The 26,340-nt window shown below is 42.4% G+C and carries 28 protein-coding genes; 5 read left to right on the forward strand and 23 right to left on the reverse strand.

What is annotated here, in order from left to right; genetic code table 11:
- The first annotated feature begins 89 nt into the window (after positions 1-89).
- Positions 90-2,810: an EAL domain-containing protein gene (locus P8629_RS07550; RefSeq protein ID WP_278165518.1), complete on the forward strand. Its 2,721-nt coding sequence runs from the start codon at positions 90-92 to the stop codon at positions 2,808-2,810.
- A 33-nt stretch (positions 2,811-2,843) separates the two neighbouring features.
- On the opposite strand, the gene P8629_RS07555 is transcribed toward P8629_RS07550, so the two are convergent.
- The 17 genes from P8629_RS07555 to rimO all read right to left on the reverse strand — a co-directional run bounded on the left by P8629_RS07555 (position 2,844) and on the right by rimO (position 18,101).
- A complete protein-coding gene (locus P8629_RS07555) occupies positions 2,844-3,662 on the reverse strand; it encodes an ABC transporter permease (protein ID WP_278165519.1) in 819 nt (272 codons plus the stop codon).
- Positions 3,663-3,671: 9 nt separating this feature from the next.
- Positions 3,672-4,595 carry a nickel ABC transporter permease gene (gene nikB / locus P8629_RS07560; RefSeq protein WP_278165520.1) on the reverse strand — a complete coding sequence of 308 codons (924 nt, stop codon included), beginning with the start codon at positions 4,593-4,595 and terminating at the stop codon, positions 3,672-3,674.
- Positions 4,592-5,080 (reverse strand): L,D-transpeptidase, encoded by a 489-nt coding sequence (locus P8629_RS07565; protein WP_278165521.1) that lies wholly within the window; start codon positions 5,078-5,080, stop codon positions 4,592-4,594. Before P8629_RS07565 ends, nikB begins: the two co-directional genes overlap by 4 nt.
- A gap of 164 nt (positions 5,081-5,244) precedes the next feature.
- Entirely contained in the window at positions 5,245-5,820 is a 576-nt protein-coding gene (locus P8629_RS07570; protein ID WP_278165522.1) for a TetR/AcrR family transcriptional regulator, read from the reverse strand.
- Between the two features lie 150 nt (positions 5,821-5,970).
- On the reverse strand, positions 5,971-6,573 hold the full coding sequence (locus tag P8629_RS07575) for a DUF2238 domain-containing protein (protein WP_278165523.1): 603 nt from the start codon (positions 6,571-6,573) through the stop codon (positions 5,971-5,973).
- Between the two features lie 16 nt (positions 6,574-6,589).
- Positions 6,590-8,104, reverse strand: coding sequence for an ABC transporter substrate-binding protein (locus P8629_RS07580; RefSeq protein WP_278165524.1), 1,515 nt, complete (start codon positions 8,102-8,104; stop codon positions 6,590-6,592).
- Between the two features lie 54 nt (positions 8,105-8,158).
- Positions 8,159-9,550, reverse strand: a complete 1,392-nt coding sequence (locus tag P8629_RS07585) for a TolC family outer membrane protein (protein ID WP_278165525.1) — start codon at positions 9,548-9,550, stop codon at positions 8,159-8,161.
- Positions 9,534-10,034: a CYTH domain-containing protein gene (locus P8629_RS07590; RefSeq protein ID WP_278165526.1), complete on the reverse strand. Its 501-nt coding sequence runs from the start codon at positions 10,032-10,034 to the stop codon at positions 9,534-9,536. The genes P8629_RS07585 and P8629_RS07590 overlap by 17 nt, the downstream gene beginning before the upstream one ends.
- Positions 10,035-10,080: 46 nt before the next feature.
- Complete coding sequence (gene cysM / locus P8629_RS07595) at positions 10,081-10,989, reverse strand: cysteine synthase CysM (RefSeq protein WP_278165527.1); 909 nt, start codon at positions 10,987-10,989, stop codon at positions 10,081-10,083.
- 22 nt (positions 10,990-11,011) lie between these two features.
- On the reverse strand, positions 11,012-11,911 hold the full coding sequence (locus P8629_RS07600) for a prenyltransferase (protein WP_278165528.1): 900 nt from the start codon (positions 11,909-11,911) through the stop codon (positions 11,012-11,014).
- Between the two features lie 10 nt (positions 11,912-11,921).
- Positions 11,922-12,767, reverse strand: coding sequence for a hypothetical protein (locus P8629_RS07605; protein WP_278165529.1), 846 nt, complete (start codon positions 12,765-12,767; stop codon positions 11,922-11,924).
- A 25-nt stretch (positions 12,768-12,792) separates the two neighbouring features.
- The gene (locus P8629_RS07610; RefSeq protein ID WP_278165530.1) at positions 12,793-13,458 is read right to left on the reverse strand and encodes a glutathione S-transferase family protein; all 666 of its coding nucleotides are present in this window, start codon (positions 13,456-13,458) and stop codon (positions 12,793-12,795) included.
- A 208-nt stretch (positions 13,459-13,666) separates the two neighbouring features.
- Entirely contained in the window at positions 13,667-14,218 is a 552-nt protein-coding gene (locus P8629_RS07615) for a DsrE family protein (RefSeq protein WP_278165531.1), read from the reverse strand.
- Positions 14,219-14,389: 171 nt separating this feature from the next.
- Positions 14,390-14,647 (reverse strand): YfhL family 4Fe-4S dicluster ferredoxin, encoded by a 258-nt coding sequence (locus tag P8629_RS07620; protein WP_278165532.1) that lies wholly within the window; start codon positions 14,645-14,647, stop codon positions 14,390-14,392.
- 6 nt (positions 14,648-14,653) lie between these two features.
- Positions 14,654-16,057 carry a prephenate-dependent tRNA uridine(34) hydroxylase TrhP gene (trhP, locus tag P8629_RS07625; protein WP_442908694.1) on the reverse strand — a complete coding sequence of 468 codons (1,404 nt, stop codon included), beginning with the start codon at positions 16,055-16,057 and terminating at the stop codon, positions 14,654-14,656.
- A gap of 106 nt (positions 16,058-16,163) precedes the next feature.
- A complete protein-coding gene (locus P8629_RS07630) occupies positions 16,164-16,670 on the reverse strand; it encodes a DNA-deoxyinosine glycosylase (protein WP_278165534.1) in 507 nt (168 codons plus the stop codon).
- 69 nt (positions 16,671-16,739) lie between these two features.
- Entirely contained in the window at positions 16,740-18,101 is a 1,362-nt protein-coding gene (gene rimO / locus P8629_RS07635; protein WP_278165535.1) for a 30S ribosomal protein S12 methylthiotransferase RimO, read from the reverse strand.
- Between the two features lie 261 nt (positions 18,102-18,362).
- Between rimO and P8629_RS07640 the strand changes: the two genes are divergently transcribed.
- The 3 genes from P8629_RS07640 to P8629_RS07650 all read left to right on the forward strand — a co-directional run bounded on the left by P8629_RS07640 (position 18,363) and on the right by P8629_RS07650 (position 20,817).
- Complete coding sequence (locus P8629_RS07640; RefSeq protein ID WP_278165536.1) at positions 18,363-19,493, forward strand: porin; 1,131 nt, start codon at positions 18,363-18,365, stop codon at positions 19,491-19,493.
- An 80-nt stretch (positions 19,494-19,573) separates the two neighbouring features.
- A complete protein-coding gene (locus tag P8629_RS07645) occupies positions 19,574-20,041 on the forward strand; it encodes an FMN-binding protein (protein ID WP_278165537.1) in 468 nt (155 codons plus the stop codon).
- Between the two features lie 14 nt (positions 20,042-20,055).
- The gene (locus P8629_RS07650; protein ID WP_278165538.1) at positions 20,056-20,817 is read left to right on the forward strand and encodes a PepSY domain-containing protein; all 762 of its coding nucleotides are present in this window, start codon (positions 20,056-20,058) and stop codon (positions 20,815-20,817) included.
- Positions 20,818-20,884: 67 nt separating this feature from the next.
- Here P8629_RS07650 and P8629_RS07655 read toward each other — a convergent pair whose 3' ends face one another.
- A complete protein-coding gene (locus P8629_RS07655; protein WP_278165539.1) occupies positions 20,885-21,841 on the reverse strand; it encodes a diguanylate cyclase in 957 nt (318 codons plus the stop codon).
- 296 nt (positions 21,842-22,137) lie between these two features.
- Here P8629_RS07655 and P8629_RS12870 point away from each other — a divergent pair, with 296 nt between their 5' ends.
- A complete protein-coding gene (locus P8629_RS12870) occupies positions 22,138-22,269 on the forward strand; it encodes a hypothetical protein (RefSeq protein WP_442908695.1) in 132 nt (43 codons plus the stop codon).
- 116 nt (positions 22,270-22,385) lie between these two features.
- Here the strand turns inward: P8629_RS12870 and P8629_RS07660 are convergent, their stop codons facing one another.
- From P8629_RS07660 to P8629_RS07680, 5 genes are all read right to left on the reverse strand, one after another.
- A complete protein-coding gene (locus P8629_RS07660) occupies positions 22,386-23,381 on the reverse strand; it encodes a GGDEF domain-containing protein (protein ID WP_278165540.1) in 996 nt (331 codons plus the stop codon).
- A gap of 336 nt (positions 23,382-23,717) precedes the next feature.
- Positions 23,718-24,803, reverse strand: coding sequence for a magnesium/cobalt transporter CorA (gene corA, locus P8629_RS07665; RefSeq protein ID WP_278165541.1), 1,086 nt, complete (start codon positions 24,801-24,803; stop codon positions 23,718-23,720).
- Between the two features lie 45 nt (positions 24,804-24,848).
- The gene (locus P8629_RS07670) at positions 24,849-25,517 is read right to left on the reverse strand and encodes a transposase (protein WP_278165542.1); all 669 of its coding nucleotides are present in this window, start codon (positions 25,515-25,517) and stop codon (positions 24,849-24,851) included.
- 149 nt (positions 25,518-25,666) lie between these two features.
- Positions 25,667-25,894, reverse strand: a complete 228-nt coding sequence (locus P8629_RS07675) for a hypothetical protein (RefSeq protein ID WP_278165543.1) — start codon at positions 25,892-25,894, stop codon at positions 25,667-25,669.
- The gene (locus P8629_RS07680) at positions 25,887-26,306 is read right to left on the reverse strand and encodes a hypothetical protein (RefSeq protein ID WP_278165544.1); all 420 of its coding nucleotides are present in this window, start codon (positions 26,304-26,306) and stop codon (positions 25,887-25,889) included. The genes P8629_RS07675 and P8629_RS07680 overlap by 8 nt, the downstream gene beginning before the upstream one ends.
- Positions 26,307-26,340 lie beyond the last annotated feature (34 nt).

The following is a 26,340-nucleotide window of genomic DNA, read 5'->3' on the forward strand; positions in this document are numbered from 1 at the left end:
ATTATTTTTCATTAAAAATAGCCAGGCCTGGTCTTTTAAGTATAAAATTAAGACTTAATGCGTATTGATAAAAGGATTCTTTCCAGTAAATGTCTCTCAAAAACTATATAACGCCTATTTTATTTTCTTTGATCATGCTTGGAATCTCTTTTACCATTATTAGTATTTATATTAATGACCAACAACAAGAAATTCAGCAAAAAGCCTACTCGGATAAAACCACCCAAATTCAGAATTTGATCAAAACTTTAATCCAAAGCAAACAAGAAAAAGTCAGCTTTATCGCCTTATCTTTGGCGCAAGACAACAAATTAAAAAATGCGCTATTAACCAATAACGATCAACTTTCTTATGATGATTATTTAAGCACTTTAGCCAAAGAGTCTGACTTCAAAAACATCTGGCTTCATATTATCGATAAAGAAGGCCGTAGTTTTTACCGAAGCTGGACACAAAAGCATGGTGACAATATTCTGGAAAAACGGTTGGATCTACAAGAAATGTTTAAAGATCCTAAGCCAATGCAAACCATCAGCACTGGTATTTATGACCTCACATTTAAATCCAGCGTTCCAATTTACCAAGGTCATGAATTAATTGGAGTATTTGAAGCCATTGCCAAATTTAACTCCATTGCCATAAAATTAAAACAACAAAACATCAGCCCCGTTTTTTTGGTTGATAAAAGTTATCGCAACCAACTTAAAAGACCTTTTACCCAGACTTTTTTACAAGACTATTACGTCGCCAACTTAAATGCCGATCCTGAACACCTAGGGGATATTAAACAAAACCAACTGATTCAATATAGCAGCCAACCTCACCAAAAGTCCTATTTCGTCGATCACCAAAAACAGCAATTAGTGACTTACTTTGAACTTCCCAATCTAAACAATAACCCAATGGGGCACTTCTTTTTCTTTTACCCCTTAGATAAGATTAAGTTGGGTCACTTAGAAAAAAGCCAATTAAGCCTCTACTTTTATACTGTTTTGGCTTATCTATTTTTCTTAACCTTTTACTTTTATCGAATAAACAAGCGCGAAAAAAATCAAGTGACAGAGTTTAACCAACGTTTAACGGAATCTGTACATCAAAAAACCCGTCAACTGTCCCATCAAAAATATTTTTTACAAAATGTCATTAATAGCGTTTCCGACTCTGTCATGGTTTATGACAAAAACTTATCCATTACCATGCAAAATACCGCTGCAAAAAAATTACTTAGCTTAACCTCTGCACCTAAGCAATACAGCCACGATGCTGAGTCGAACGACAAAAGCCAAGATTTTTTGAAAAGCGTCATCAATTGTTTAAAGTCAGCAGAACCAGAAAAAACCGTTCATCATTTTATTGATCAGAACCAAAAGCCTCGTTATTTTGAACTCACTGTAACGCCGTTAGAAGATGGAAGCGGTCAACTCAGCTCTGTCATTCAACAAGGCCATGAAATCACCAACTATTTAGACATCCAAGAACAGCTTCAACAACAAAAAAATGATTTGGATTTTATTGCCTACCATGATCCTTTAACTGATTTACCAAATCGAGTTTTGTTTTTAGACCGTTTAACCCAAGCCATTAACCAAGCTCAACGTAATCATGACAAAGTGGCTTTATTGTTTATCGACTTGGATCGTTTTAAAGAGATTAATGATTCTTTTGGGCACGCCAGTGGCGATCTCGTGTTAATTGAGTGTGGCAAGCGCCTCAAAAAAGCCATTCGAAAAATTGATACCGTTGCCCGTCTGGGCGGAGATGAATTCACCATTTTGCTAGACGAACTTAAAACCAACAATGTCATTATTAACGTGGTCAAAAAGATTATAAAAGCGCTGTCCAGCCCGGTTATTATTAATGACAATGTTTTTCATATCACCGCCAGCATTGGTATCAGTATCTTTCCAAATGATGGCACCGATGCTGATCAATTATTACAAAATGCAGATGCTGCGATGTATAAGGCTAAAGAAGACGGCAAAAACACCTATCATTTCTACACCAAGGAAATGACAGAACAAACTTATAACCGTTTACTGCTGGAAAACAATTTACGCGATGCGTTAGACAATCATCAGTTTGAATTGTATTACCAACCACAGTTCGACATCACAACCAATCAGATTATTGGTTTCGAAGCTCTGGTTCGCTGGAACCATGAACAAAAAGGGATAATTCCGCCCGATCATTTCATTCCTTTAGCGGAAGAAACCGGCTTGATTCTACCTCTCGGAAAGCAGATTGTTGATATGGCAACCCAAACCATTTCCGAATGGAATCAAGCGAATTTAACCAATGCCCGCATCGCCATTAATGTCTCCGCCAAGCAATTGCGCGACAGCCAATTCTTCCATAATTTAAACAGCGCTTTAAGTAAAAACAATTGCCAATCGGATTGGGTGGAAGTTGAAATCACAGAAAGTTCAGTCATGCAAAACCCTGAACTGGCCATCAAGCTTCTCGGCAAGCTGAGACGAAAAGGAATAACCATCTCTATTGATGATTTTGGAACCGGTTACTCTTCATTAGCTTACTTAAAGAAACTACCTATCACTAAAGTCAAAATTGACCGTTCATTCGTATCAAATTTACCACAAGATAAAGATGATGCTGAAATCACCAAAGCCATTATTTCCATGAGTCAGAGTTTAAATTTAGACATTATTGCTGAAGGAATAGAGACAAAAGAACAAAGAGATTTTGTACTACAAGAAGGGTGTCAATTGATTCAAGGCTACTACTATAGCCGCCCCTTAACCAAACAGGCCATGACAGAAATGCTAGAACAGATCAAAGCAGAAAAAAACTAAAACAAACTAAACTTGATCCAAAATCATGCAAGATCATACATGACGAGGTCTTGCTCGAACATCTAACTTATCGCGCCATTGATCGCCCAGCAAATTCACCCCTAACACCACGAGCATCAATAAAACGCCAGGCGCCCAAACCAAATGCGGCGCCACTAATAAATAACGAGTTCCCTCACGGATCATATTCCCCCAAGAAGCATCTGGCGCTTGAACCCCGAGCCCAAGGAACGACAACCCTGCTTCGGAAATAACGGCACCTGCAATCCCAAAAGTCGCCTCAACACCTAACGGTGCTAAAATTAAAGGGATGAGATGTCTAAACAAAATCAAATGTGTCGGAACAGCCATCGCTCTGGCAGCTTGAATATGCTCACGCTGTCTTAGACTGAGGGTTTGTGCACGCGCTAAACGCGCATACCCTACCCAGCCGACCGTGACTAATGCAAACACGACATTTTCAATGCCAGGACCTAATACCGCAGCGAGCGCAATTGCCAATAACAACCCAGGAAAGGCTAAGAAAACATCAATGATCTTAATAATGATTTTATCTGCCCAGCCACCAACATAAGCGCTGTACACCCCGATTGTCGTGCCAATCAGAGCAGAAAAAATCACTACGGAAATTGCCACTAAAAAGGACGTTTGAGCCCCCATCAATAGACGATCCCAAACCGGGCGCCCTAATTGATCATACCCCAACCAACTCGATAAACTCCCTGGCTGTAAGAGTTTATCCAGCTGAACTTGGATCGCGCTGTCCCCCATAAAACTGCCAGACACAGCCATTGCAATCCAGATCAGCACAATCAGATACGGTAGCTTTTTAATCCAATGAACTGCTCGCATTACTTATTCCTATTTTGCTAGCCGAATACGAGGGTCTAACCAAGCATAGACCACTTCTGTTAACCCATTGACCGTAATATAAGCAACACTAATCACTAAAATACAGGCTTGAACAACAGGATAATCCCGTCTCTGAATTGAGTCGACCAATAACTGACCCAGTCCTGGCCAATCAAATACCACCTCGGTAATGACCGCCCCACCCAGCAAGGTTCCTAACTGAAGTCCTAAAATGGTCACAACGGGTAATAAAGCATTGCGTAATGCATGTTGGCCATAAACACGAGTAGAAGACAACCCTTTGGCCTGAGCGGTGCGAATGTAATCTTCATGGAAGATTTCCAACAACGAAGCCCTTAGCATTCTCGCTAAGATGGCAGACAACGCCGTTCCTAAAGTAATGGCGGGCAAAACCCATGAAAAAGACTGTTCTGCCCCACTGACAGGCAACCAAGCCAACCCGATTGAAAAAATCAAAATCAACATCGGCCCCAACCAGAAATTAGGAATAGAAACCCCTAACAATGAAACCGTCATCGAAACATAATCCGGCCAGGAATCTGCTCTTAATGCAGCCCAATACCCAAGCGGAAAAGCAATTAAAATCGCAATAAACAAAGCCATTACAGCCAGTTTCAAAGTATAGGGAAACCGCTCGTTAATCAATTCAGAAACAGGTTGATGATAAAATAAAGACTGCCCAAGATCACCGTGAATCAACCCATAAAGATAATGTGCGTATTGTTGCCAAAGGGGTAAATCAAGCCCAAGCTGCTTGCGCAGCAACGCTTCATCCGTTGGGCTGGCCCAATCTCCTAACATCACCGCGACAGGATCTCCTGGCACAAGATGAATCAATAAAAAAACCAAACTACTGACGACCCAGGTAATCAATACGACCGATAACGATAATCTCACCAAGTATTGAATCATGCCGCCACAACCATTTCAGTTCCAACCGGAATCAGGTCAAATAAAGCCAGCACATCTTGATTACGCATGCGAATACATCCATGAGATTTCGGAACCCCCATCGGTTCGGTATCCGGTGTTCCGTGAATATAGATATAACGTTGCATGGTATCGACATTCCCCAAACGATTCTGCCCGACTTCCATACCAGAAAGCCATAAGATACGCGTTAAAATCCAGTCCCGGTTCGGTGCCGATTGTGCCAAAGCATCTGAATAAATTTCGCCTGTCGGGCGTCTCGCTACAAAAACACTATTCATCGGCAACCCTTGTCCAATTTTTGCGCGCACCATCAGTCGTCCAGTCGGTGTCTTACCTGAATTTTTTTCACTCCCCATTCCATTCAGAGCGGTACTGATTTTAAATGTACGTACAGGTTCGGCTCTGTCTTGCTCAGAAGCAAAAACCGTTAATGACTGTTGAGAGATGGATAAATATAAAAACAAAATAAAGTCGTAAAATTCAGTAAAAAATCTATTTTAACGGGTTCTTAAAAAGATTGCCTAGAAAGAAATCCAAAACCACTAAATTTGACCAGGCCTGGCCGTTTTTAAGAGAAAAACTGGCGCGACAAGAGGATATAAGAAAGGATTAAACCAACCAAATGAACTTAAACGTCTGTTCCATATTGCTGAATGGCTTCAGGAGTAAAAATAGCCGACTGATAGGCGCCCCAAATCAGCTCTGCCAGATTAACGTCTCGATCAAACCCTTTTTGCTTCATTCTAAATCCAGACTTCATCACCCCTTCAAATAAAGCATTCGCCCACCTAAATTCAATCTCTGGTTTAATAATATCTTGCTCTTTAAGTTTGATAAAAAAGGCTTCAAATAAATCTTCAAACCGCTTGAAACGTTCAACCAAATCTTCTGGGCGCCCTTTTTGCTCAAACAAATCAAACAAAAAATTATAATCTTCAACCAATCGATGGGTATTCTTAACCAAATATTCCATTTGTTGAATCGGCACATCTTGATCTTTTTCAGCTTGATTGAGGATGAGTACAATTTTTTCAACAAAGTCTTCAGCAAGCGCTAATAAAATGGCCTCACGACCACAGAAATGGCGATGCAACGTCATTCGGCTAATGCCGGCTTCTTTCGCAATGGATTTTAAGGGCGCACTGTAATCTTCATTCCAAACACATACGGCTGCGGCGATAATTTTTTCATATGTATTTTTCAAACAATTACCCTTAATTCCTTAATTTTACATTGATATAGCGACATGATAACGACATGCCCCACTTTTAATGCCATCTATTCTACTATACCTGTCAAGGCATCCATAACCGTCAAGCTATCATATTGCCGGAAATATTAATCCAAAAACAGTTTATAAATCTAACGTCACCTTAAGCTGCCGATCATGAAGCCGTTTAAAAAACACCAATGCAATAATCGCACCTAATAATGCATACCCCATATCGGATTGTGTGTCCCACACATAACCTTGCATTCCCAGAAAGGCTTCTGCAGCTTCTTCACTAACCAACGCAACCCACCACTCAAGAAGCTCATAAAAGGCACTCAGAGCTAAAGCAAAGGTCCCTGAAAAGAAATTTAACCAGGCCTGGCCACTTATTATTTGTTTGCGTAATAAAACTTCTCGAGCAATCAACGTAGGAACCAGCCCCTGCATCAAGTGTCCTAACTTATCAAAGTTATTCCGTTCTTGACCAAGTACGTTTTGCAACCAATCAAAGAAAGGGACTTCTGCATAGGTATAATGCGCGCCAATAAAGAGCACAATCATGTGCAATAAAATCAAAATATAAAGCAATGGTGTAAGGCGAAAAGCCTTATAGGTCAAGGCAATGACAATAAATCCAATAAGAGCAGGGCCAGCTTCTAACCACCAAATCTCAGTGTCTTTTGCACCAATAGCAGACCAAGTCGCTACCAGAAAAAAAATCGCTAGCCACAGCCATTTCAACATGATTCAAGCCTCTCAATTATGTCTCTTTCAGTTCAGCCGACAACAATCCATCAAACCGCCCATCAGAATAGAGTTGATACCCTTTCACTTGCGGCCGTGAGACTGCATACTGATCTTCATACCAAAGTGGAATCACTGCCAGCGTTTCTTGTAACCGTATCTGTAAAGCTTTATACAGCTCTGCCTGTCGTGCTAATGACTGAGTATGTGCCGCCTCTCGAATCAGCTCATCTGCCTGTGGATCTCGATAGCGTCCTCGATTGGCTCCTTTTGGTGGAATCGCTTCACTATCAAACACATATTGAAAAATATCCGGACTTTTCACGCCCACCCAAGCCAAACTATACAGCTGGAAACGGCCTTGTTTGATGTCATTGTAAAACGTTCCCCAATCATAACTTTGCACCTTCAAAGCAATCCCTATTTTTCTCAACTGGGATTGATAAATGGTGGCTAACCGAATACGGGTTGGATCTGAAGAAGTCTTATAACTCAATTCAATCATACCGTCGTCATTGACCAGGCCTGGCTGTTTTTGTTTCAAAGCATCGACCAGTTGTTTGGCTTTTTGAGGCTGATAATCAAACCCCTGAATACTCTCAACCCCACTCCAATGTTCAGGAACCAGCAACCCACCTGCTAAGCGCGCATGGCCATCAAAGATGCCCTTAATAATCGCCCGACGATTAATGCCATAAGCCAAAGCTTGCCGCATTTCTAATTGCGACAGCAACGCATCTTCAAAATTAAAGCCAACATAACCAAAATTAGTCCCATCATGCCATTGCACTTTTAGCTCATCAAGTTTGTCACAATAAGACACCAACTCCGGCGACAAATCATTTTGGATAATGTCCAACTCACCCTTGCGTAATTTCAACACACGAACCGTTGCATCTTTGACTGGAATAAACACCAATTGCACAGCGTCAGGGCGCTGTAACACCAGCTTTTGCTCCGTCATGGATTTAAAAAAGCATGGCCCTGAGCCAATCGGTGTTTTTTGAAAGGCATGATGACTTTCAACCAAATCTTTCGGCAGAATACCAATCACCAAACGCCCCACGAATAACGCATCCGGCGCTTCTAAATGAAAATCGAGTTCTGCATCATTCAACACTTCAATGCGGACAATCTTCTTTAATGACCCACGATGAGGAGATCCCAACGTTTTATCAAGAATGCTTCGATAAGTCGCTGCTACGTCTTCCGCCGTTAAAGGCATGCCATGATGAAATCGAGGAAATTCGGTTAAAGTAAAACGATAATGTGTCGGAGAGAGTTGTTGCCAGGTAGCCAAATCAGGAATCGGCTCAAACGCTTCATTAAAATCAATTAGCTGTCGGTAAATCAACCGATTTACCCGGCTGGATAATGCATCTGTTGCCTGACGCGGATCAAGCATTCTGGGGCGTGAAGTCACCCCCATTTTGATTTGACGTTCCTGCCCTTGGGAAGACGCGCAACTTTGCAATAAAATTCCGGTTGCAGAACCCAAGCTGGCCTTAAAAAACGTTCTGCGGTTCAACATTACATTGCCCCGCTGTTTATAGTGGATAACAAAATACAATCCAATTTTATATGATTATGATGGCGTTTTATCAAGCTTAGGCATCTTTTCTTTTGTCGGGTTCGATAAAACTTTATCAAACTGAACGAGTTTGTCTGCTGTTAAACGACCGACCGTGGCTTCCAATTTCAAACGACTTAACACCACATTATGTAATGACTCGGCTAAATTTCTTCTGGCTTGGAACATATTGGTTCTGGCCGTCAACACTTCCAGTAAATTTTTCAGCCCGACTTTATAGCCTTCTTCCGCCGCTTCTAAAAACGCATCGTTTGACTGTACCGCTGCCCGGTTCGCAATCACCAATTCCATACCGCGTTCAACATTTCGTACCAGAATACGGGCATTCAAACGAGCAGATTCTCTCGCATCACGCAACCCTAAAGTGGCCGCTTTATAATTGGCTCTCGCTTCAGACACTTTTGCACTGACACCGCCACCGGAATACAACGGTAACGTCGCATAAACGCCCACCATTAAATTATTTCGATCCGAATATTGTCCAGCAAAATTCGTATTATAATCAGAATAAGATTGGTCGGTATATTGCGCTTTTAAATCGACATTGAACCAATGCCCCGATTTTTGAACGTCCACTTCTTTTGAAGCGACATTGGTACTTTCTTCCACCTGAAGAACATCTAAATTTTGTTCTTCCGCAAGGTTTTCCCATTTACTCATATCCAGGTTTTGCGAAGGTAGATTGACTGAAAGCTTAATGACCTTCAAATCGTTGACAGGCTTACCAGTCAATTTCATCAGCTCTTCGTACGCAACGTCTAAATTATTCTCAGCAGTGATGCGCTGTGACTTTGATAAATCATAGGTAGATTTTGCCTGTAATACATCGGTCTTACTCGCCAGACCGACTTCTGCTGAGGCGTTCGCTCGCTCCCACTGAGTTTTATCCGCTTTTTCTTTTGCCTGTGATAACTTCACATCTTCTTGCGCCAAAAGCACCTTAAAATAGGCATCTGAAACACGCACAATCAGATCCTGTTCGGCATATTTGATTTCATACTCAGATTTTTGCATCTGATATTTTGCTTGATCGTAGCGCGCCCAATTATCATGCTGATACAAAGATTGCGTCATACTCACCCCTAACGTACGGGTGGTCACATCAGCAGTGTCTACATTACTGTCATTTTTGACATAATCAGCATTTGCCGCAATCTGAGGTAACAAAGGGGATCTGGCAATACTCAAAGCTTCTTGGTTGGCCTGATAAGTCGCTCGCGCTTGCGCCAGTTTTGCATCATGCAACACTGCCATCTGATAAATATCAATCAACCCTGGTGCAGACCATGCTGCAGATGATGCCAACATCAAAGCTGCCGTTAAAGGAGCCACCACCAGGCTTTTCTTTTGCGCTTTTTGAACACGGGGGTTAATTATCTTTTTCATCATCACTCCAATTGCAATAAGGTCGCTGGCTTAAACTAATATTATAGTAGCGAGGAATTTCAGTCACTTCTTTAGACGCCCAATCAGGTAATTCAATGGCTTCGTCCTCCGAATCCAACTCAACTTCGGCTACGATTAAACCTTCATTATCGCCTAAAAAGACATCTATTTCCCAGATATGTGACTCAAATGTAACATAATAACGAATTTTTTCAATTACTGGCCCGACACAAAGTGTTTTCAACAGCTTGCGAGCATCTTCAATTTCAACCGGATACTCATATTCATCGCGGCTCAAACCAATCTCTAAACTTTTAATGTTTATATTAGCTTGCTCCCCTTCTATGCGAATACGAACCGAACTTTTACTGCCCGGTTGCTGAATATCATTCAGGTATCCCTGTGCAAAATGGATATGTTTATCGGCGAGCTTCTTCCACTCTTCTCCTGTAACTAAAAACTTGCGTTCAATTTCTCGTGCCATAATTTTCTTATTGTTTAATCTTCTAATTAAAATATTTTCTAAAAACTTAACCGTGCGTTACATTGCCCGTCGGAAAAACATTGGTAGATAAATAACGATCGCCTCGATCACACACAATCGTGACGATGGTGGCATTTTCAACTTCACCAGCCAACTGCAATGCCGCAGCCATCGCGCCACCTGAAGAAACACCGGCAAAAATCCCTTCCTGGGTTGCCATAGATCGCATGGTTTCTTCTGCCACATCTTGCGACAAATCAATGACTCTATCAACGCGACGATCATCATAAATGTCAGGTAAATATTCTTTTGTCCAACGGCGAATGCCTGGAATCGAAGCACCTTCTTTCGGTTGCACCCCAACGATTTGAATTGCCTCACTCTGTTCTTTTAAAAACATGGAGGTTCCCATGATTGTTCCGGTGGTCCCCATTGCACTGACAAAATGGGTGATTTTCCCCTCAGTATCGCGCCAAATTTCAGGGCCGGTCGTATGATAGTGCGCCAACGGGTTATCAGGGTTAGCAAACTGATCCAAAACTTTACCTTGTCCTTCTGCTTGTAACCGTTGTGCCAAATCACGCGCGCCTTCCATTCCTGATTCCTGAGTCACCAAAATCAATTCCGCGCCATAAGCTGCCATAGAAGCACGTCGTTCCATCGACATGTTATCAGGCATAATCAATTTTAAACGATACCCCAGCATAGCCGACACCATCGCCAAAGCGATACCGGTATTCCCACTGGTCGCTTCAATCAAAGTATCTCCCGGCGTAATCTCCCCGCGTTTTTCAGCCTGAACAATCATATTCAATGCCGGACGGTCTTTTACAGAACCCGCAGGGTTATTGCCTTCTAACTTCGCCAAAACCACACTATTGGTTTTTGGGTTGACCATACGCTGAACCTTTATCAAAGGCGTATTTCCGACAGTGTCCATTAATGTTTTATACATATTCTTCTCCAAAACCGGCTGGTTAAGGTAATGCCAACACCAGTCCAACTGCAATTAAACTAGGAAGAAGCAATACCACGGAGACATTCAAACCCAATGCCGGCATTAATTTCGTTAACGAATGATGGTGCCATTTTACTGTAACTCGAAGCGGCCAAGCGAGAATCAATGTAAAAAAGCCTAAACTCGCCCAATAAGGCAACCAACCATCAATAATCATATAAGCCAGTACCAAATAACTTAAAGCCAGAAAACTATTAAAAATCATACTACTACTTCGTTGACCTAAGTACATTAGAATATTAAACCGACCGGCCTTTCGATCCGCTTCTTCATCTGGAAACTGATTTAAAAGCAATAAGTTATTCACTAAAAAGAAAACAATCATTGAAAGTCCAAACGTAACCCAGCTATATTCGCCTGTTAACACAAAATAAGCCCCGGTCATCATCAAAGGACCAAACGCGATGCCCGGGCTGATTAAACAGAGCCAAGGCATGCGTGTGATTTTAGAGGTATAAAAGACAATCAACAAAACACCCGCTATCCCAATCGGCAACAGCTCCCAGCTTCGTAAATAAATAAAAAACCCGCCTAAGCTGACAACAATGCCTAAAAACAAGTACCCCAGTGAACCAACCGTCTCAGCTGCTTGCGGGTTTTTAATCAACGCCCCACTGCCACCGCTGAAAGGGGTTTTATCGGTCATTGCGTCTAACCCTGATTCGTAGTCCTCATATTCATTTAAGATGTTCACACTGATATGAGCTGAAACAGCGCCCAGCACTACCAATATAAATAGGGGAATCGACCAATCAAACCCTTCATAAGAAGCGGTCGCCGCCACTAACGCCATAATCACCAATGTCAGCATTAAAAAAGGAGGACGCATCACTTCCAGCAAACTTTTCAATAACTTCATCTTTTACGCCCTATTCCCTTCCATTGATTAAATAACTATCCAGTCGTTTATACCACCCTTTTAACCAACGGGTTTCATTTCGTTCTGGCGGGGATAGATTAACGCGCTGTGCCAACAATCGTTTAGCAGAAGCGATAAATTGCTTTAAAACCGACCCCGACTGTTCCGGATCCATGGCTAACACCACATCTACCAACCCCCAACCTTTGCCTTGATACTGTTCTTTAGCATTCGCACCCAAGCCTTTGAAATTATAGTAATCGATCATTGCGAACAGCCCACGCTTATCTTCGATCAAACGGATGATCTTTTGCCAGAAAAACGCCGCTTCGACCGGATGTAATGTTTGAATCTGCTGCTCCAATTTCTGGATTAATTGATGTGCGATAAACTGAGCTTGTAGCGACTGTGTTCTTTGTAACCAATCACGCAATTGGGTCAGCTTTGTTTTTGACCAGGCCTGGTAGAATTCAGCTCGGTTTTGCCAAGGAGGGTTAAAAGGAGATAGTTGGTTCAACCACACGGGAGCAGCTTCATACTGAGAAACGAACGCCACCATTTTGGGAAAGGTTTCCACAAAAGGCACATTCAGCTTTTTAGGTATCCAGATAAAGTGCCCGATACCAAAGGAAGGAAACGGCTCGGACTTGCTCCAGTAGGTTAGGTATTTAGGATTTTGATTCGCTTCATTTTGATATATACGGCGTGCAATCCAATCATACTCTGCAGCATCAAGCTGTTGAATTTTGGAAACAACCACCTGAGCTGGCTGAGAGATAGGATTCGACCAGGCAACGCCATTTAAAAACAAACCACCCAAAACGCCTAAAGTGAGACGCTGAAAGAAAATGTTCACGGTCGCTGCCTTTATAAACAATGCCTTATTGGCACAAAGTCGATAAATAGCTGCCGTCAACATTTTTAAGCATCCCCACATACATTTGCGGTAACTCAGTGACAACAGAGGATTTTACGCACTCTTCTTCTAAGAGGTTATCTGACCAGCGTTTCATTGTAGGCAAGTTATCCAAGAAAGAAAAACCACAGGCTAACGCCATTAAATCCAAACGCATAAAGAAAGGGGCATACGCGGCATCAATCAAACAGAAATCAGCACCATTGAAAAAAGCCTTGCCGCTATGAACCGATTCTAAACGATGCAATTTCTTCAACATAGCATCCCGAATTTCTTCAAATTCCGATTGAGTTTTAGCCTGCGCCATTTTAAACAATGCCATATTCAATTCATCGCCAAAGCTCATCCAAGCTCTGTTTTTGGCTTTCAATAGAATATCTTCAGGATGTAAAGAAGGTGGTGTCACTTCATCTACATACTCTTGAATAACGGATGATTCGAATAAGACTTCATTTCCAACTTTCAAAACAGGTACTTTGCCAAGCGGCGACACTTCTTTAAACCACTCAGGCGGGTTTCTTAAGTCGATATAGGTAATATCAAAATCAATATTTTTTTTCTTTAAAACAATGACTGCTCGTTGAACAAAAGGACAAAGTTTAAAACTGATTAATTCCATCTTTTTTGCCATGGCTGCTCCCTGTTAAATATAAAGAATGAACACACATCATACAAACTCTTAGCGACAGGTCAATACAAGGATGCCATGTAACAAGCTGTCAGACAAGAAAAAGGCGCTCAAACATCCGCTCAAGCGCCTATTCAAAGAAGAAAGCATTTAGTACGTTCTTGTACCTATATTTTTAATAAAAAGAATATCTCAACTTAACTGCTGTTAACTATTGAACGAATTTTTCAGGAGAACCAAATAAAGCTTTGCGCTCTTTATCCGAAAGCTGTTTGATGATGACCACCTGATACCCCAAGGCTTTATAGTCATTTAATTGCGCCATCCCAGAAGCAGAATAACTGACAAAGTCTGGAAAGTCTTCTCGGGTAAGGTTTTTCAACCCGCCCACTGCGCCGCACACATGAACAGAAACAGATTGATCCGTCACCAATTGATTAAACATGGCATGTAAATCTGCATTTTGTGGCTGGGCCTGCTTTTGCAAAGCAAACTCTTCCGCTCCGTGCGACACCACGGCGATATCAACATCAGGATAACGTTTCCGAATCAATTCAATTTGTTGCGTAACAAAAGGCGCCATTGATTTTAAGGCACCGCTATCCAAGGTTTCAATATCAAACACAATGCCATCGGGCTCTTCAGACTGTGACAGAATTTTTTGAACTTGAGGATGAACATTAGACGTTTCAGCGTGCACAGACAGGCTAAAAGTTCCAACGAGTATCGAGAATAGAATAAAGAGAAAAGAATGTCGAATCATAGGAAACCCCAATGAAATAAATTACTTATATCAAGTAGTTTATTCAATCATAGAAGCTTTATAAACAAAATGCGAATGTATTAATAAGCTCTTATAAAGCAATTACTTACCTTACATATTTAAAGAGCTTATTTTTTCTTATTCAGCCATTTTTGAAACACCGTGCGGCGTTTAAATTTGATCACTTAAGACTAAGTGTTCAAACTTTTTCACCAGCGCTTCATTATCTTCGACATGTTCCGGATCGGTAATAATACAATCCACCGGGCACACACTGATACAGGTCGGTGTATCGTAATAGCCAACACACTCTGTACAAAGATCAGGATCGATCTCATAGATTTTCTTGCCATAAGAAATGGCTTGGTTCGGGCACTCCGGCTCGCACATATCACAATTGGTGCACCCTTCTAAAATCTTCAAGGCCATGCTGAATTAAACCTTTGCTGCTTCTTTGGCTTCACGAGCGGCGGCATCACGCTTCATGTCACCGCCCCAAGCTTCGTTACGCATCACCAAACCAAACTTCAAGGTTTCAACATCCAAATCTTTAAATGGGTTCGGAATACGAACACGCCAACCGGACCCTAATGCACATTCAACCGGCTTATCATGATGATCCTGCATCTCAGCCAGCTTCAACGTCACATTACCGGCAGGTGTCATAATTTCGATCGAATCGCCTAGGCAGAATTTATTCTTCACATCAATTTCCAACAAGCTCTGGCCGTCTCTTTCAATCACATCAATGACTTCACCCACAAAGCGCTGACGATCTGATTTGGAAACGCCGTATTCATAGTTTTGATATTCAGAGTGAACGTGACGGCGCAAGAAACCTTCCGTGTAACCACGGCTGGCCAAACTTTCCAACTCACCTAATAAGCTTGTATCAAACGGTCTGCCTGCAGCTGCATCATCAATCGCTTTACGATAGGCTTGCGCCGTACGCGCCACATAATAATGCGATTTGGTACGCCCTTCAATTTTTAAGGAATCCACACCCATTTCAACCAGTTCCGGAATCAACTCCACCGCGCGTAAGTCTTTCGAGTTCATGATATAAGTACCGTGCTCGTCTTCAAACGCCGGCATATATTCCCCCGGGCGCCCTTCTTCTTCCAGCAACATCACTTCATCTGTAGGCTTCCCCTCACCTAAGGTAGGTTCAGGCTGGACAGAATCAGACGATTCAATCGTCAAATCAGTAATGTTCGCCACTTTGTCGACGGGAATCCCGACAATGTCACCGCTCTCGTCTTCCTTACCTTCATAGGTATTGTAATTCCAACGGCACGCGTTGGTACAAGTGCCCTGGTTTGCATCACGCTTATTGATGTAACCAGACAACAAACAACGACCGGAATAAGCGATACAAAGTGCCCCGTGCACAAACACTTCAAGCTCCATTCCCGGAACTGCTTCGCCAATCTCACGAATTTCCTGAATCGACAATTCACGAGACAACACCACACGAGCGATGCCTTGGTCATGCCAAAATTTTACCGTCGCCCAGTTCACTGCGTTTGACTGAACGGATAAATGAATTTCCTGCTCGGGATACTCTGCTCTCACCATCGCAATCAACCCTGGGTCAGACATAATCAAAGCATCAGGCTTCATCGCGATAATCGGCGCAATGTCACGCATATAGGTTTTGATTTTGGCATTATGCGCTGCGATATTACTCACCACATAGAATTTTTTGCCCAGCTCATGCGCACGCTTGATGCCTTTTTCCAAAGTTTCTTCATCAAATTCATTATTACGTACACGTAAGCTGTAACGAGGCTGTCCGGCATAAACGGCATCCGCACCATAGGCGAACGCATATTCCATGTTTTTATAGGTGCCGGCTGGCGAGAGTAGTTCTGGTGTAAAGTTTTCTGCTTTCAAGGCAAATTCCTTTAGATTAATTTCCGAGTTGGTAACAAGGTATTTTACTTTATTTAGTCAGTGCTTGCTGAAGTGTTTTATGCCAAAAAACCCTTTTATTTTCAAAGGTTAATCGAGCATTCGCCGGACTGGTTGACGGAAGCGAATAAAATATCAAATCTTCCGGCAAAGATTGTTTTTTAATTACCTGTTTTTCAAACAAGCTTTGCGCGGCTTTGCCATTAAACAACACCGCTTTCAGATTAGGATAAGTTTGAAAAAGCATTTCAAAATCATTCGCTTCCGGCTGTTTGATCGCTGAATCCAAACTCCCTTGGCGCTCACAGGCCGACAAGACATCCCACAGCAAAATATCATTTTCCAGACACAAAGCTTTTTTAGCTTCAACCGTGTTGGCTGATTGATTAAAATAATCCGCTAAAATCGGCCAAAAAGCATTACGTGGATGCGCATAATAAAACGATTTCTCCAAGGACATAACACTAGGCGCCGTGCCTAAGATCAACACCTTAGGCTGCGTTGGCACAATGGGAGAAAACCCCTGACATTTAGACATGTTCAACCTGCATTATCAAACGTTGATCAAGTGTTCAAGCTGGGTTAAAAACACCCAGGCCTGGCCATTTTAGCCTAGCTCAACATAAGACGTTTCTTGTGGCACAAATTCGCCAACTGGCGTGGCCCATAGATCATATTCATCCGCCGCAAACACTTCCACATCGACAAAGTCGCCCGGGTTTAAGTGATGCCCTTCTGGAATAAACACCATGCCGTCAATTTCTGGCGCATCGGCTTTAGAGCGAGCAATCGCCCCCTCTTCGTCCACTTCATCCACCAGCACTTGAATCGTTTTACCGATTTTGGCTTGCATTTTATTCGCACTGATTTGCTGCTGAAGCTGCATAAAACGATCAAAACGCTCTTGCTTGATTTCATCCGGCACAGGCTCAGCCAAATCATTCGCCACCGCGCCTTCGACTGGAGAATATTGGAAACAACCGACGCGATCCAGTTGTGCTTCTTCAATAAAGTCCAACAAATTCTGGAACTGCGCTTCGGTTTCTCCCGGGAAGCCGACAATAAATGTGGAGCGAATCGTCAAATCTGGTACTTGTTCACGCCATTTCTTGATACGATCAAGTGTTTTATCGACATTACCCGGGCGCTTCATCGCTTTTAAAATATCAGGGTCAGCATGCTGTAAAGGCATATCCAAATACGGCAACAACTTGCCTTCCGCCATCAACGGAATGACTTCTTCCACATTTGGATAAGGATACACATAATGCAATCGCACCCAAATACCCAGCTCGCTCAAGGCTTCTGCCAAACCAAACATCGATGTTTTGGTTGGGCGCCCGTCTGCAAATTCGGTTTTATATTTAACATCCACGCCATAGGCAGCGGTGTCTTGTGAGACAACCAACAGCTCTTTAACACCGGCATCTTTTAAACGTTTCGCTTCGGCCACCACATCCGACACAGGTCGGCTGACCAAGTTGCCACGCATGGAAGGAATAATACAAAAGGTACAACGGTGGTTACACCCTTCAGAAATTTTTAAGTAGGCAAAGTGTTTCGGGGTCAGCTTAATGCCTTGTGGTGGCACCAAATCCACAAACGGATCATGTTTCGGTGGCGCAATCGCTTCATGCACCGCGGTCAATACTTCTTCATAAGCCGCAGGTCCGGATACCGCCAACACGGAAGGATGCACTTTCTCAATCACGCCATCCTTCGCACCCAAACAGCCGGTTACAATCACTCGACCGTTTTCGCTCAGCGCTTCACCAATCGTATCTAACGACTCTTGCACAGCTGAATCAATAAACCCGCATGTATTCACAATCACCGCATCCGCATCTTCATAAGAATTGGTCAGATGATACCCTTCCGCTTTTAATTGAGTCAGAATCCGCTCGGAATCAACGGTTGCCTTAGGGCATCCTAAACTGACAATCCCGACAGTTGGTTGTTGCTGTGACATACATACTCCTAGTCTTGACCGTGCGTTTGATTACAAAAGAAAACACACGCATCACACAATATTTTGAATGGGCACATTTTACCTGATTCAGTCATTTTTGTTTTTGAATCTCTATTCTCTTTTTTAAAAGCCGTTTTTTAAAACCTTATTAATATTGGTATTAATAATTATTCTCACTTAGATTGACATTGCGTTTTTTATCTCTATAATTCACTTCCGTAACAATAATAATTTTCATTAACAAATAAAGAGAGTCTTTATATGAAACTTAAAAAAATCTCATTCTTAGTCGGTGCCCTTCTTGCCTCACAAAGCGCTATGGCCGCTAGCAACCCTGAAATTGAAGAACTGCGTCAACAAATTAATGCGTTAGCACAACAAGTCGAAGACTCTAAATCATCATCAAAATCGAATACCAGCATCGGGGGTTATGGCGAACTGCACTATAACAACCTAAAAACCACCCAGCCTGGCCAAGCCGGCACAGAGAAAAAAGAAATCGACTTCCATCGTTTCGTGCTGTTCTTTGGGCATGAATTTAACGACAAGATTCGCTTTTTCTCTGAAGTGGAAATCGAACATGCCTTATCCAAAGACACGTCTGACGGTTCCAATGGCGGAGAGGTTGAAGTAGAACAAGCATACGTAGAATTGGATTTAAACAACCAACTCAGTACCAAAGCAGGTGTCATTTTAGTGCCGGTGGGGATTTTGAATGAAACCCATGAACCCCCGACATTCTATGGTGTTGAGCGTAACCCAGTGGAAAAAAACATCATCCCAGCAACCTGGTGGAGCGGTGGTTTAACGCTTAACGGACGCTCACAATCTGGTTTCAGTTACGATTTAATGCTCTCTGAAGGGCTTTATTCAGCCGATGGTTACAGCATCCGTGATGGTCGCCAAAAAACCAGTAAAGCCAAAGCCAATGACTTGGCGTATACCGGGCGCATCAAATACACAGGTGTCCCAGGATTGGAATTGGCCGCTACAGCACGTTATGAATCCGATTTAGGTCAAGGAACCTTAGCCAGCAAAGCCCCTGCAACATTGTTAGAAACGCATGCGATTTATACCATTGACCAATTCACAATCAAAGGTCTATATGCACAGTGGGATATCTCTGGTGATGCCGCCAAAGCGGCCGATGCAGACAAGCAATCTGGTTACTACATTGAACCCAGTTATAAGCTGACAGAAAAATGGGGGGTTTTCACGCGTTATAACAACTGGAAAAAAGCGTCTGGTTCAGCAAATGATGAAACGCAAACCGACATTGGTGTAAACTACTGGCCACATCCTGACGTAGTATTTAAAGCGGATTACCAGTGGTATACCAAAGACGACAAGAAAACCAATGGCTTCAACCTTGGTGTAGGCTATCAATTTTAATGATGAATAAGATAAAGCTTAGCGTTTATCTATTCGTAACTACCCTCTCTCTGCTTTCGGTAGAGAGTCAGGCTTCCTCTGTGTCAGAGGAAGTCACCAGATTCATACAAAACAATCTGGCTGACAATGCAAAACGAAACTTCATGTGGCTCACGGGCGACAAAAAACAAGTGTCCAGTCAGATTCTACACCACCCTTATTACAAAATTCGAGCGCCCTACTGGCAAGCCAAAAATGCCAACCGTTCTCGATCGGCCAAAACCTTATGGGTAATGGAAGAAATCGGTAAAGAAAAACTCATTACCATCGGCGTTGTGATCGAACAACAAAAGATTCAAGCCGTGCGCATTCTTAAATTCCGTGAGAGCCGTGGTTGGGAAGTGGAACTGCCCAGCTTTACAAAACAGTTCGAAGGCAGTCAGCTAGATGATTCGAAACAGCTCAATCAATCTGTAGACGGCATCAGTGGCGCCACCCTTTCCGTACGAGCGGTGACTAACATTGCCCGCTTGGCACTCTACTTACAAACAACCCTTCCTAATCCTTAAATTGGTGATTGAACATGCCCGCTTTATTCAAAAAACACACCGCCAGACAATTTCATCGCCTGCTTGCATACACAGTCGCCTTCCTGCTTTTTTGGTTAAGCTTGAGCGGTGTGTTGTTGAACCATACCGAAGATTTAAAACTGAATGATGTCAAGATTCAGCAACCGTGGTTACTAGAGTGGTATCAAATCAACACACCAAAAATTCAACAGGCCTTTCAACTAAAGGCCGACTGGGTTATTCAAACGCCACAAGCCCTCTACTGGAATAAAACCCCGCTTCCGTTTCAGGGCAACATTCGCGCTTTGGTCAGCAACGACTCGTTTTTGTTTATCTTGCTCTCCAATAAATTAATTCTACTCACCAACACAGGTGATTTCATAGAGCGCATTCCGCTTCCCGAAGCGTTACAAAGCCAAAACGTAACGGACCCATCTAACTTAGACTTTTTTACACAACAGAACCACGTCATCCTTGCTGCGAAAAACAGCCAGGCCTGGCAGATTTCGGAAGATTTCACCCAGTTAATTCCGATTCAGACAGACGCCCAAGCAAGTTGGATAAAATTAACAATCATTAACAGCCAAGCCGCACCAGAAGACATTCAGAAACAGTTAATGAACAGCTTCGACAGCCCACTGACATTAGAAAAAATTATTTTAGAACTGCACAATGGCTATTTCTTTGGAAAGGTTGGACCTTGGCTGGTTGACCTGGCGAGCTTACTGTTTATCTTGATGGTACTCAGCGGCATTCGATTACACTTAAAAAAATAATCAAAATTTACAGCTTAATGCATAACGTTCGGCATAAGAGGCAGCGTTTTTTGCTGTTGCTCTCTGATCAGTGAGTCTCATTTGTTTCTCCGGCAATTGCCCCTAAATCACCGCTTCCAGCATTCTGCATAGATGCCATAGTAGAATCCCAGATACAACTGCAATTGCGCCCGGCTTTCTTGGCTTCATACAATGCAATATCCGCGCGACTAATTGACTCCTCAACACTTAAAACCGGATCAAGTGCCGTGATCCCGAATGAGGCTGTGACCATAATAGATTTTGCTTCATTCCCTTCGATGACAATCTCAGGAGTCCCCTTGCGTAAGCGCTCGATTAGCTCCTTTACGCTCTGTTGATCATTACCAGGAAAGGACAGCAAAAATTCCTCGCCACCATAACGGTATACTCTGTCGTACTTTCTCAGATTTTTCTTGATGTAATCCACCCAGGTCACAAGTACCTGATCTCCAGCAGCATGGCCATAGGTATCATTGACCTTCTTAAAATAATCCAGATCCATGATCACAATACTACAGTCTTGAACGCCGCGCTTGCTCAACTCAAGTAGTTCGCGAAGCCGGGAAAGCATCTTAAAACGGTTCTCTGCGCCCGTCAACGGATCACGAGTATTGATTGATTCCTCGATTTCATGCTTGAACGAATAAATTTCCAGACGCAGACGCTCTGCAGCACTTATGAAGTTGTCATAGTGCAGTGGATCAACTACCCCTGTACTTGCTGATTCAAGAAGCAATTGCGCTGTAACTTGATGCATACGGCGGTGCTCGGCTCCGATCGCCTTGAATGCAGGGTGTTCGAGAAATGCTTGAGGCGGAGTGCCGTAATACCACTGCCCGAAACGGCAATGATGATGGGCATCATCAGCAATGTCTCGGTTATCGTAAGGCAATCGACAGATCATCGAGCGGATGAGATCTTTAGACCACTGCTCATGGTTGTAAATAGCTTGGTTCAGTTGCTGTAATGTATCTTGTAACTCTTTTTTGCTAACAGTATGCATAGATACCCTCCAATTACATGCAACTATATCTGTACATCTTAACTTAATATATATTGCGTACGCCAATAAATTATAAAATTGGAATCTTATGCTATAAACTTAGCGGCTTAATTCTATATATTTCTTTATTAATTAACAACTTAAGCCATTTTATAAAAAATACTACACAAGAAAAAAGCTCGGTTAAAGTGAGCATTTCAATATCAAAAAAACAACCAAGTCATCACCACTATGAGAAATAAGATTTCTGAAGACTTTACCCAATTAATTTCGATTCAGACAAGCCACAAAACAGGCTGGAAAAAATTATTTTAGAACTGCACAATGGCTATTTCTTTGGAAAGATTGGACCTTGGCTGGTTGATTTGGCGAGCTTACTGTTTATCTTGATGGTACTCAGCGGCATTCGATTACACTTAAAAAGATAAACAATTAAACTCATAAAAAACCTACATAAGCAGGCTCTTAGAGTCAAAAACAGCCAGGCCTGGCTGTTTTTGATCGCACATAAAAAGGAACATTACTTTTCCCTAAAATACTTTATTTATAGGATTTGATTGCGCCCATTACTTTTGGCTTTATAAAGACACTCATCGGCTTCTTTTAACATAACCGGCAAATCCTTTTCTGGCGACCACTGCGAGATTCCTGCGCTAAATGAAAGGTTTATGATCTCTTCTTTATATTTGATTAACTGTTTTTCCACCGTCTCGCGAACGCGTTCCATAATGCTTAAAGCTGCCTTCTTTGACTTTGGAATAAGCAACGCAAGCTCATCGCCACCTAAACGAAAAACCTGTTCATGACTCAGCACTTCAATCAACGTTTTTGTCAACTCAACCAAAACCAAGTCGCCCGCTTCATGCCCATGTTTATCATTCACGTTTTTAAAAAGATCAATATCCAACATGACAATCGAAAAATCCTCTGCCGCTTTAACCTTTTTTTCAAAGATATGTTTAAGCGACAATCGATTATTGGCTCCCGTTAACGAATCTTTTAATGCCAAATTTCTCAGGGCATCTTGGACGTTTTCTCGATTCATTTCATACACATGAGAAACCACCCAAACGCTCACATAAGCTAACAAAAAGTTAATGCTGATATTGGTCGTCGCATACAGCTCAATCTGATCCTTGTTCAAAATATTGATAACCTGTAAGCCACCAATAATCAAAGACGCATAAAAGCCATGTTGCTTACCAAAGAGAAGGTAAAAAATAATGGGAAAGGTAAAACTCCACAGCAGCAATCCATTGCTAAGAGGCGTTGTGTAAGTGCCATAGAGAACGATCATTACAAAAAAATACGGCACGAGCATTGCCTGTGTAGAACTGATTGAATGATCTTGGGTTTTTCGATAAACAAACCAACAAGTCATGCTCATAATAACTTCAACAGCCGCCAGAGGATAGTTTTGTAGATAGATATTGAAAAAAGAAAGCAACAATGCAAATACGCCCAGTACAACGTCCAGCCCCTTAAGCACCTTATTTTTCAAGAACTCGGGATCAGATAAAATAACGTTTGGTAAATTCACTTTCTTCTCATTTAAATCGTACTCAGTTAACACAATCTTTTTGGTACTGAAAATAATCTAGACGGTTTTTACCCGCTAATATACCTTAAAAAGGCTGTTTGACATAAAATTTAAATTAAAATGATAATGCTAGAACTGCACAACGGCTATTTTTTGGGATAAATTGGGACTTGGCTGGTTGATTGATTTGGCGAGCTTACTGTTTATCTTGATGGTTCTCAGCGGCATTCGATTGCACTTAAAAAAATAATTCAATATGTGTGTACGCCTTAACACCCAAAACCACAATCAGAGGGCCTCGCCCACTTGATAGAGCGGACGGAACCCGCATCGCTTTCACAGCCATTTCTTTTTCCAGAAATATCCGAGCATGCCGAACCCTGTCACCAACATGACACCCAATACTATAAAATACCCCCATGGCCATTTGAGTTCCGGCATGTTTTCAAAATTCATGCCATACACACCGGCGATGAACGTCAAAGGAATGAAGATTGTTGCGACAATGGTGAGCACCTTCATGACTTCGTTCATGCGGTTACTCATGCTGGACAAGAACGTATCGTGTACGCTTCCCAGAACATCCCGAAAAGTCTCTACCATGTCGATAATCTGTATGGTGTGGTCGTAAAGGTCACGCAGAAACAGCTTGGTCTCAGACCGAATCAGCGAAGATTCGCTTTTCTCCAGCGCCCCAATCTCCTCGCGAAGAGGCCAGACCGCCTTGCGAAGGCTCAAAATATCTCGCTTGAGCCTGTGCACCTCTTGCAGATCATCGGGCTTCGGTTTGATCAAAATCCGATCGTCCAGTTCTTCTATTCGATCCCCGATGCGCTCCACCGCTAAAAAGTAATTATCCACCACGGCGTCCATCAGGGTGTAAGCCAGATAATCGGCTTTCATTGAGCGGATGGGACCTTTAGAGGTTCTGAGACGTTCACGTACCATGTTAAACACATCGCCTTCTTTCTCCTGAAAAGACACCACATAATTTTCACCTAGGACTAGACTGATGTGTTCAATCTCTGCTCGGTTTTCCGCCTCGTCATAGGAAATCATCTTCAACACCACGTAAATATATCTTGGAAACATCTCCGCCTTGGGGCGATGAGTAGTATTAACAATGTCTTCCAAGGTCAGAGGGTGTAGGTCGAGGGATTTTCCGAGCGATTCAATCAGCCCCACGTTATGGATGCCGTTGACATTTATCCACCTTACGCCAGGGCTGTTAGCAGGCTTCCCGCATCGGTCTACGGAAACATCACGCAGTTCCTCCAACTGGCTTTCGTTGTAATCGATGAGATCGACACGCGCCGTGTTCATTTCTTGTTCGCCGATAAACATCATCGTTCCAGGGGGCAATCCTGCCTTAGCGCTGTGCCGTCTTGGCTTCTCCCTCCGCTTTCTCTTAACTTTTACCATTTTCTTTCCTCCTCACACCTTGTTGCCGAAAGCAAAAAGGGGACGTTACCCTTTTTTGGGTCTTCCTACTGGCTTAAATGAAAGCGTCCGATTAGACAACCTTTCAAGTTTTTCAACAAACGACGTTTCACCACATGGCAACCCTTTTTCAATATTTCTTCTTAAAACATCAACAGGCTCAACCGGTGAACGCTCTTCCAAAAAAGTGATCCAGTCTTGTTGGTTTGCCGGATTATATTCAAACGGAATAACACCCAAAATATCTGACTCAACAAGCCCTGAATGCGCTCGTGCACTTGACCAAGGATAGTCAAAAGCATTAACGACCATTTTTGCTCTTACTGGATTTTGCTCAACATATCGAATAGCGAAATACGTATAAACTTCGTCCAGCGCCGATGAAAAATATCGACCTTGCCACAAATGCCCTTTCCAACCTTTCTTTTTATTTATGTACTGAGCGTAGCGCATATGAAGGGGTTTTAAAGCTTTCTGCAAGCCCTCTGCATTAGAGGGTTTTAAAATCAAATGAATATGATTTGTCATCAAACAGTACGCCCAAATTTCAACTGAGTGTTTATCACAATATTCTTTCAAAAGTGATAAATAAAAGATTCTATCCTCATCATTGAAAAACACATTCTCACGGCGATTACCTCGCTGTGTAATATGGTAAGGGATATCGGGCAAGACAACTCGAGCTAATCTAGGCATAATTTGATATTAACATGAAATAAAAGGGTAGCGTCCCCTTTTTCTTGTTAGTCCAGAGCTTGCGCGTCGGAACTAACGCCGCAAATCAGCCGAGCCGTAGGGAGCGGTAGCGACTGAAGGCGTCGGCTGGATTTGCCTTGTTAAAACGTTCACTTGAATAAATTTTTGAACTTTGATTTAAGTTCTTTCTCTAGTTCATTTTTGACCAACTCTACACCTTGTTCTTTAGCGACTTCTAACACAGAGTCATAGTCATTAAGCTCACCACATTCCGAGCACTTAATCATATCGCCAGACTGATACTCCCGGCCTTCTTCTGTCTTTAGTGTGGCGTCACAAAATAAACACTTTACTTCAATTGAGTAACTCTTATCCATTACCGGAACCCTTTGCTAGAAAGCTAATTATTAAGCTTGCCAAGGCAATACAAGAGCCTAGAAGCACAAACAAGCCTTTGTGGTCTTCGATGTAGTCAGAAACCTTTTTCGGTAATGGGCGGTTTTTTCGCAACTCTTCGGATTTCCGTTTTGAAGTGGCAACGCCCATGCCTTTTGAGGTTAGCTTGAGGTCATTATGGCGACCGCTTCCATAATAGGCATGCTCTAACCAATCTCTGGCATAACAGCGATCAACAATCTGTTTTAGCTCGTCTATTGATGGTTGCACTCCATAGCGATCATAAAGCTCTTCTACAAGTTTATGGTCCACATCAAAGTGAACATTACTGTGCCTGCTCCCGTTTTCTTCGCAAAACTTAAGAACATGTATCAGTAGTTTGTATTCGTCCATAAACCTCTACTTCGTATGAGTTTTAACGGGCTGC

It is taken from the genome of Hydrogenovibrio sp. 3SP14C1 (genome assembly GCF_029625905.1).
GTDB lineage: Bacteria > Pseudomonadota > Gammaproteobacteria > Thiomicrospirales > Thiomicrospiraceae > Hydrogenovibrio.

Excerpts from the sequence above, each read along its gene's own strand:
- P8629_RS07550 (WP_278165518.1), top strand. The coding sequence starts at position 90 with ATGTCTCTCAAAAACTATATAACGCCTATTTTATTTTCTTTGATCATG.
- P8629_RS07555 (WP_278165519.1), bottom strand. The coding sequence starts at position 3,662 with ATGCGAGCAGTTCATTGGATTAAAAAGCTACCGTATCTGATTGTGCTG.
- nikB (WP_278165520.1), bottom strand. The coding sequence starts at position 4,595 with ATGATTCAATACTTGGTGAGATTATCGTTATCGGTCGTATTGATTACC.
- P8629_RS07575 (WP_278165523.1), bottom strand. The coding sequence starts at position 6,573 with ATGTTGAAATGGCTGTGGCTAGCGATTTTTTTTCTGGTAGCGACTTGG.
- P8629_RS07580 (WP_278165524.1), bottom strand. The coding sequence starts at position 8,104 with ATGTTGAACCGCAGAACGTTTTTTAAGGCCAGCTTGGGTTCTGCAACC.
- P8629_RS07585 (WP_278165525.1), bottom strand. The coding sequence starts at position 9,550 with ATGAAAAAGATAATTAACCCCCGTGTTCAAAAAGCGCAAAAGAAAAGC.
- P8629_RS07590 (WP_278165526.1), bottom strand. The coding sequence starts at position 10,034 with ATGGCACGAGAAATTGAACGCAAGTTTTTAGTTACAGGAGAAGAGTGG.
- cysM (WP_278165527.1), bottom strand. The coding sequence starts at position 10,989 with ATGTATAAAACATTAATGGACACTGTCGGAAATACGCCTTTGATAAAG.
- P8629_RS07600 (WP_278165528.1), bottom strand. The coding sequence starts at position 11,911 with ATGAAGTTATTGAAAAGTTTGCTGGAAGTGATGCGTCCTCCTTTTTTA.
- P8629_RS07610 (WP_278165530.1), bottom strand. The coding sequence starts at position 13,458 with ATGGCAAAAAAGATGGAATTAATCAGTTTTAAACTTTGTCCTTTTGTT.
- P8629_RS07615 (WP_278165531.1), bottom strand. The coding sequence starts at position 14,218 with ATGATTCGACATTCTTTTCTCTTTATTCTATTCTCGATACTCGTTGGA.
- P8629_RS07620 (WP_278165532.1), bottom strand. The coding sequence starts at position 14,647 with ATGGCCTTGAAGATTTTAGAAGGGTGCACCAATTGTGATATGTGCGAG.
- trhP (WP_442908694.1), bottom strand. The coding sequence starts at position 16,057 with ATGGAATATGCGTTCGCCTATGGTGCGGATGCCGTTTATGCCGGACAG.
- P8629_RS07630 (WP_278165534.1), bottom strand. The coding sequence starts at position 16,670 with ATGTCTAAATGTCAGGGGTTTTCTCCCATTGTGCCAACGCAGCCTAAG.
- rimO (WP_278165535.1), bottom strand. The coding sequence starts at position 18,101 with ATGTCACAGCAACAACCAACTGTCGGGATTGTCAGTTTAGGATGCCCT.
- P8629_RS07640 (WP_278165536.1), top strand. The coding sequence starts at position 18,363 with ATGAAACTTAAAAAAATCTCATTCTTAGTCGGTGCCCTTCTTGCCTCA.
- P8629_RS07650 (WP_278165538.1), top strand. The coding sequence starts at position 20,056 with ATGCCCGCTTTATTCAAAAAACACACCGCCAGACAATTTCATCGCCTG.
- P8629_RS07655 (WP_278165539.1), bottom strand. The coding sequence starts at position 21,841 with ATGCATACTGTTAGCAAAAAAGAGTTACAAGATACATTACAGCAACTG.
- corA (WP_278165541.1), bottom strand. The coding sequence starts at position 24,803 with ATGGTAAAAGTTAAGAGAAAGCGGAGGGAGAAGCCAAGACGGCACAGC.
- P8629_RS07670 (WP_278165542.1), bottom strand. The coding sequence starts at position 25,517 with ATGCCTAGATTAGCTCGAGTTGTCTTGCCCGATATCCCTTACCATATT.
- P8629_RS07675 (WP_278165543.1), bottom strand. The coding sequence starts at position 25,894 with ATGGATAAGAGTTACTCAATTGAAGTAAAGTGTTTATTTTGTGACGCC.
- P8629_RS07680 (WP_278165544.1), bottom strand. The coding sequence starts at position 26,306 with ATGGACGAATACAAACTACTGATACATGTTCTTAAGTTTTGCGAAGAA.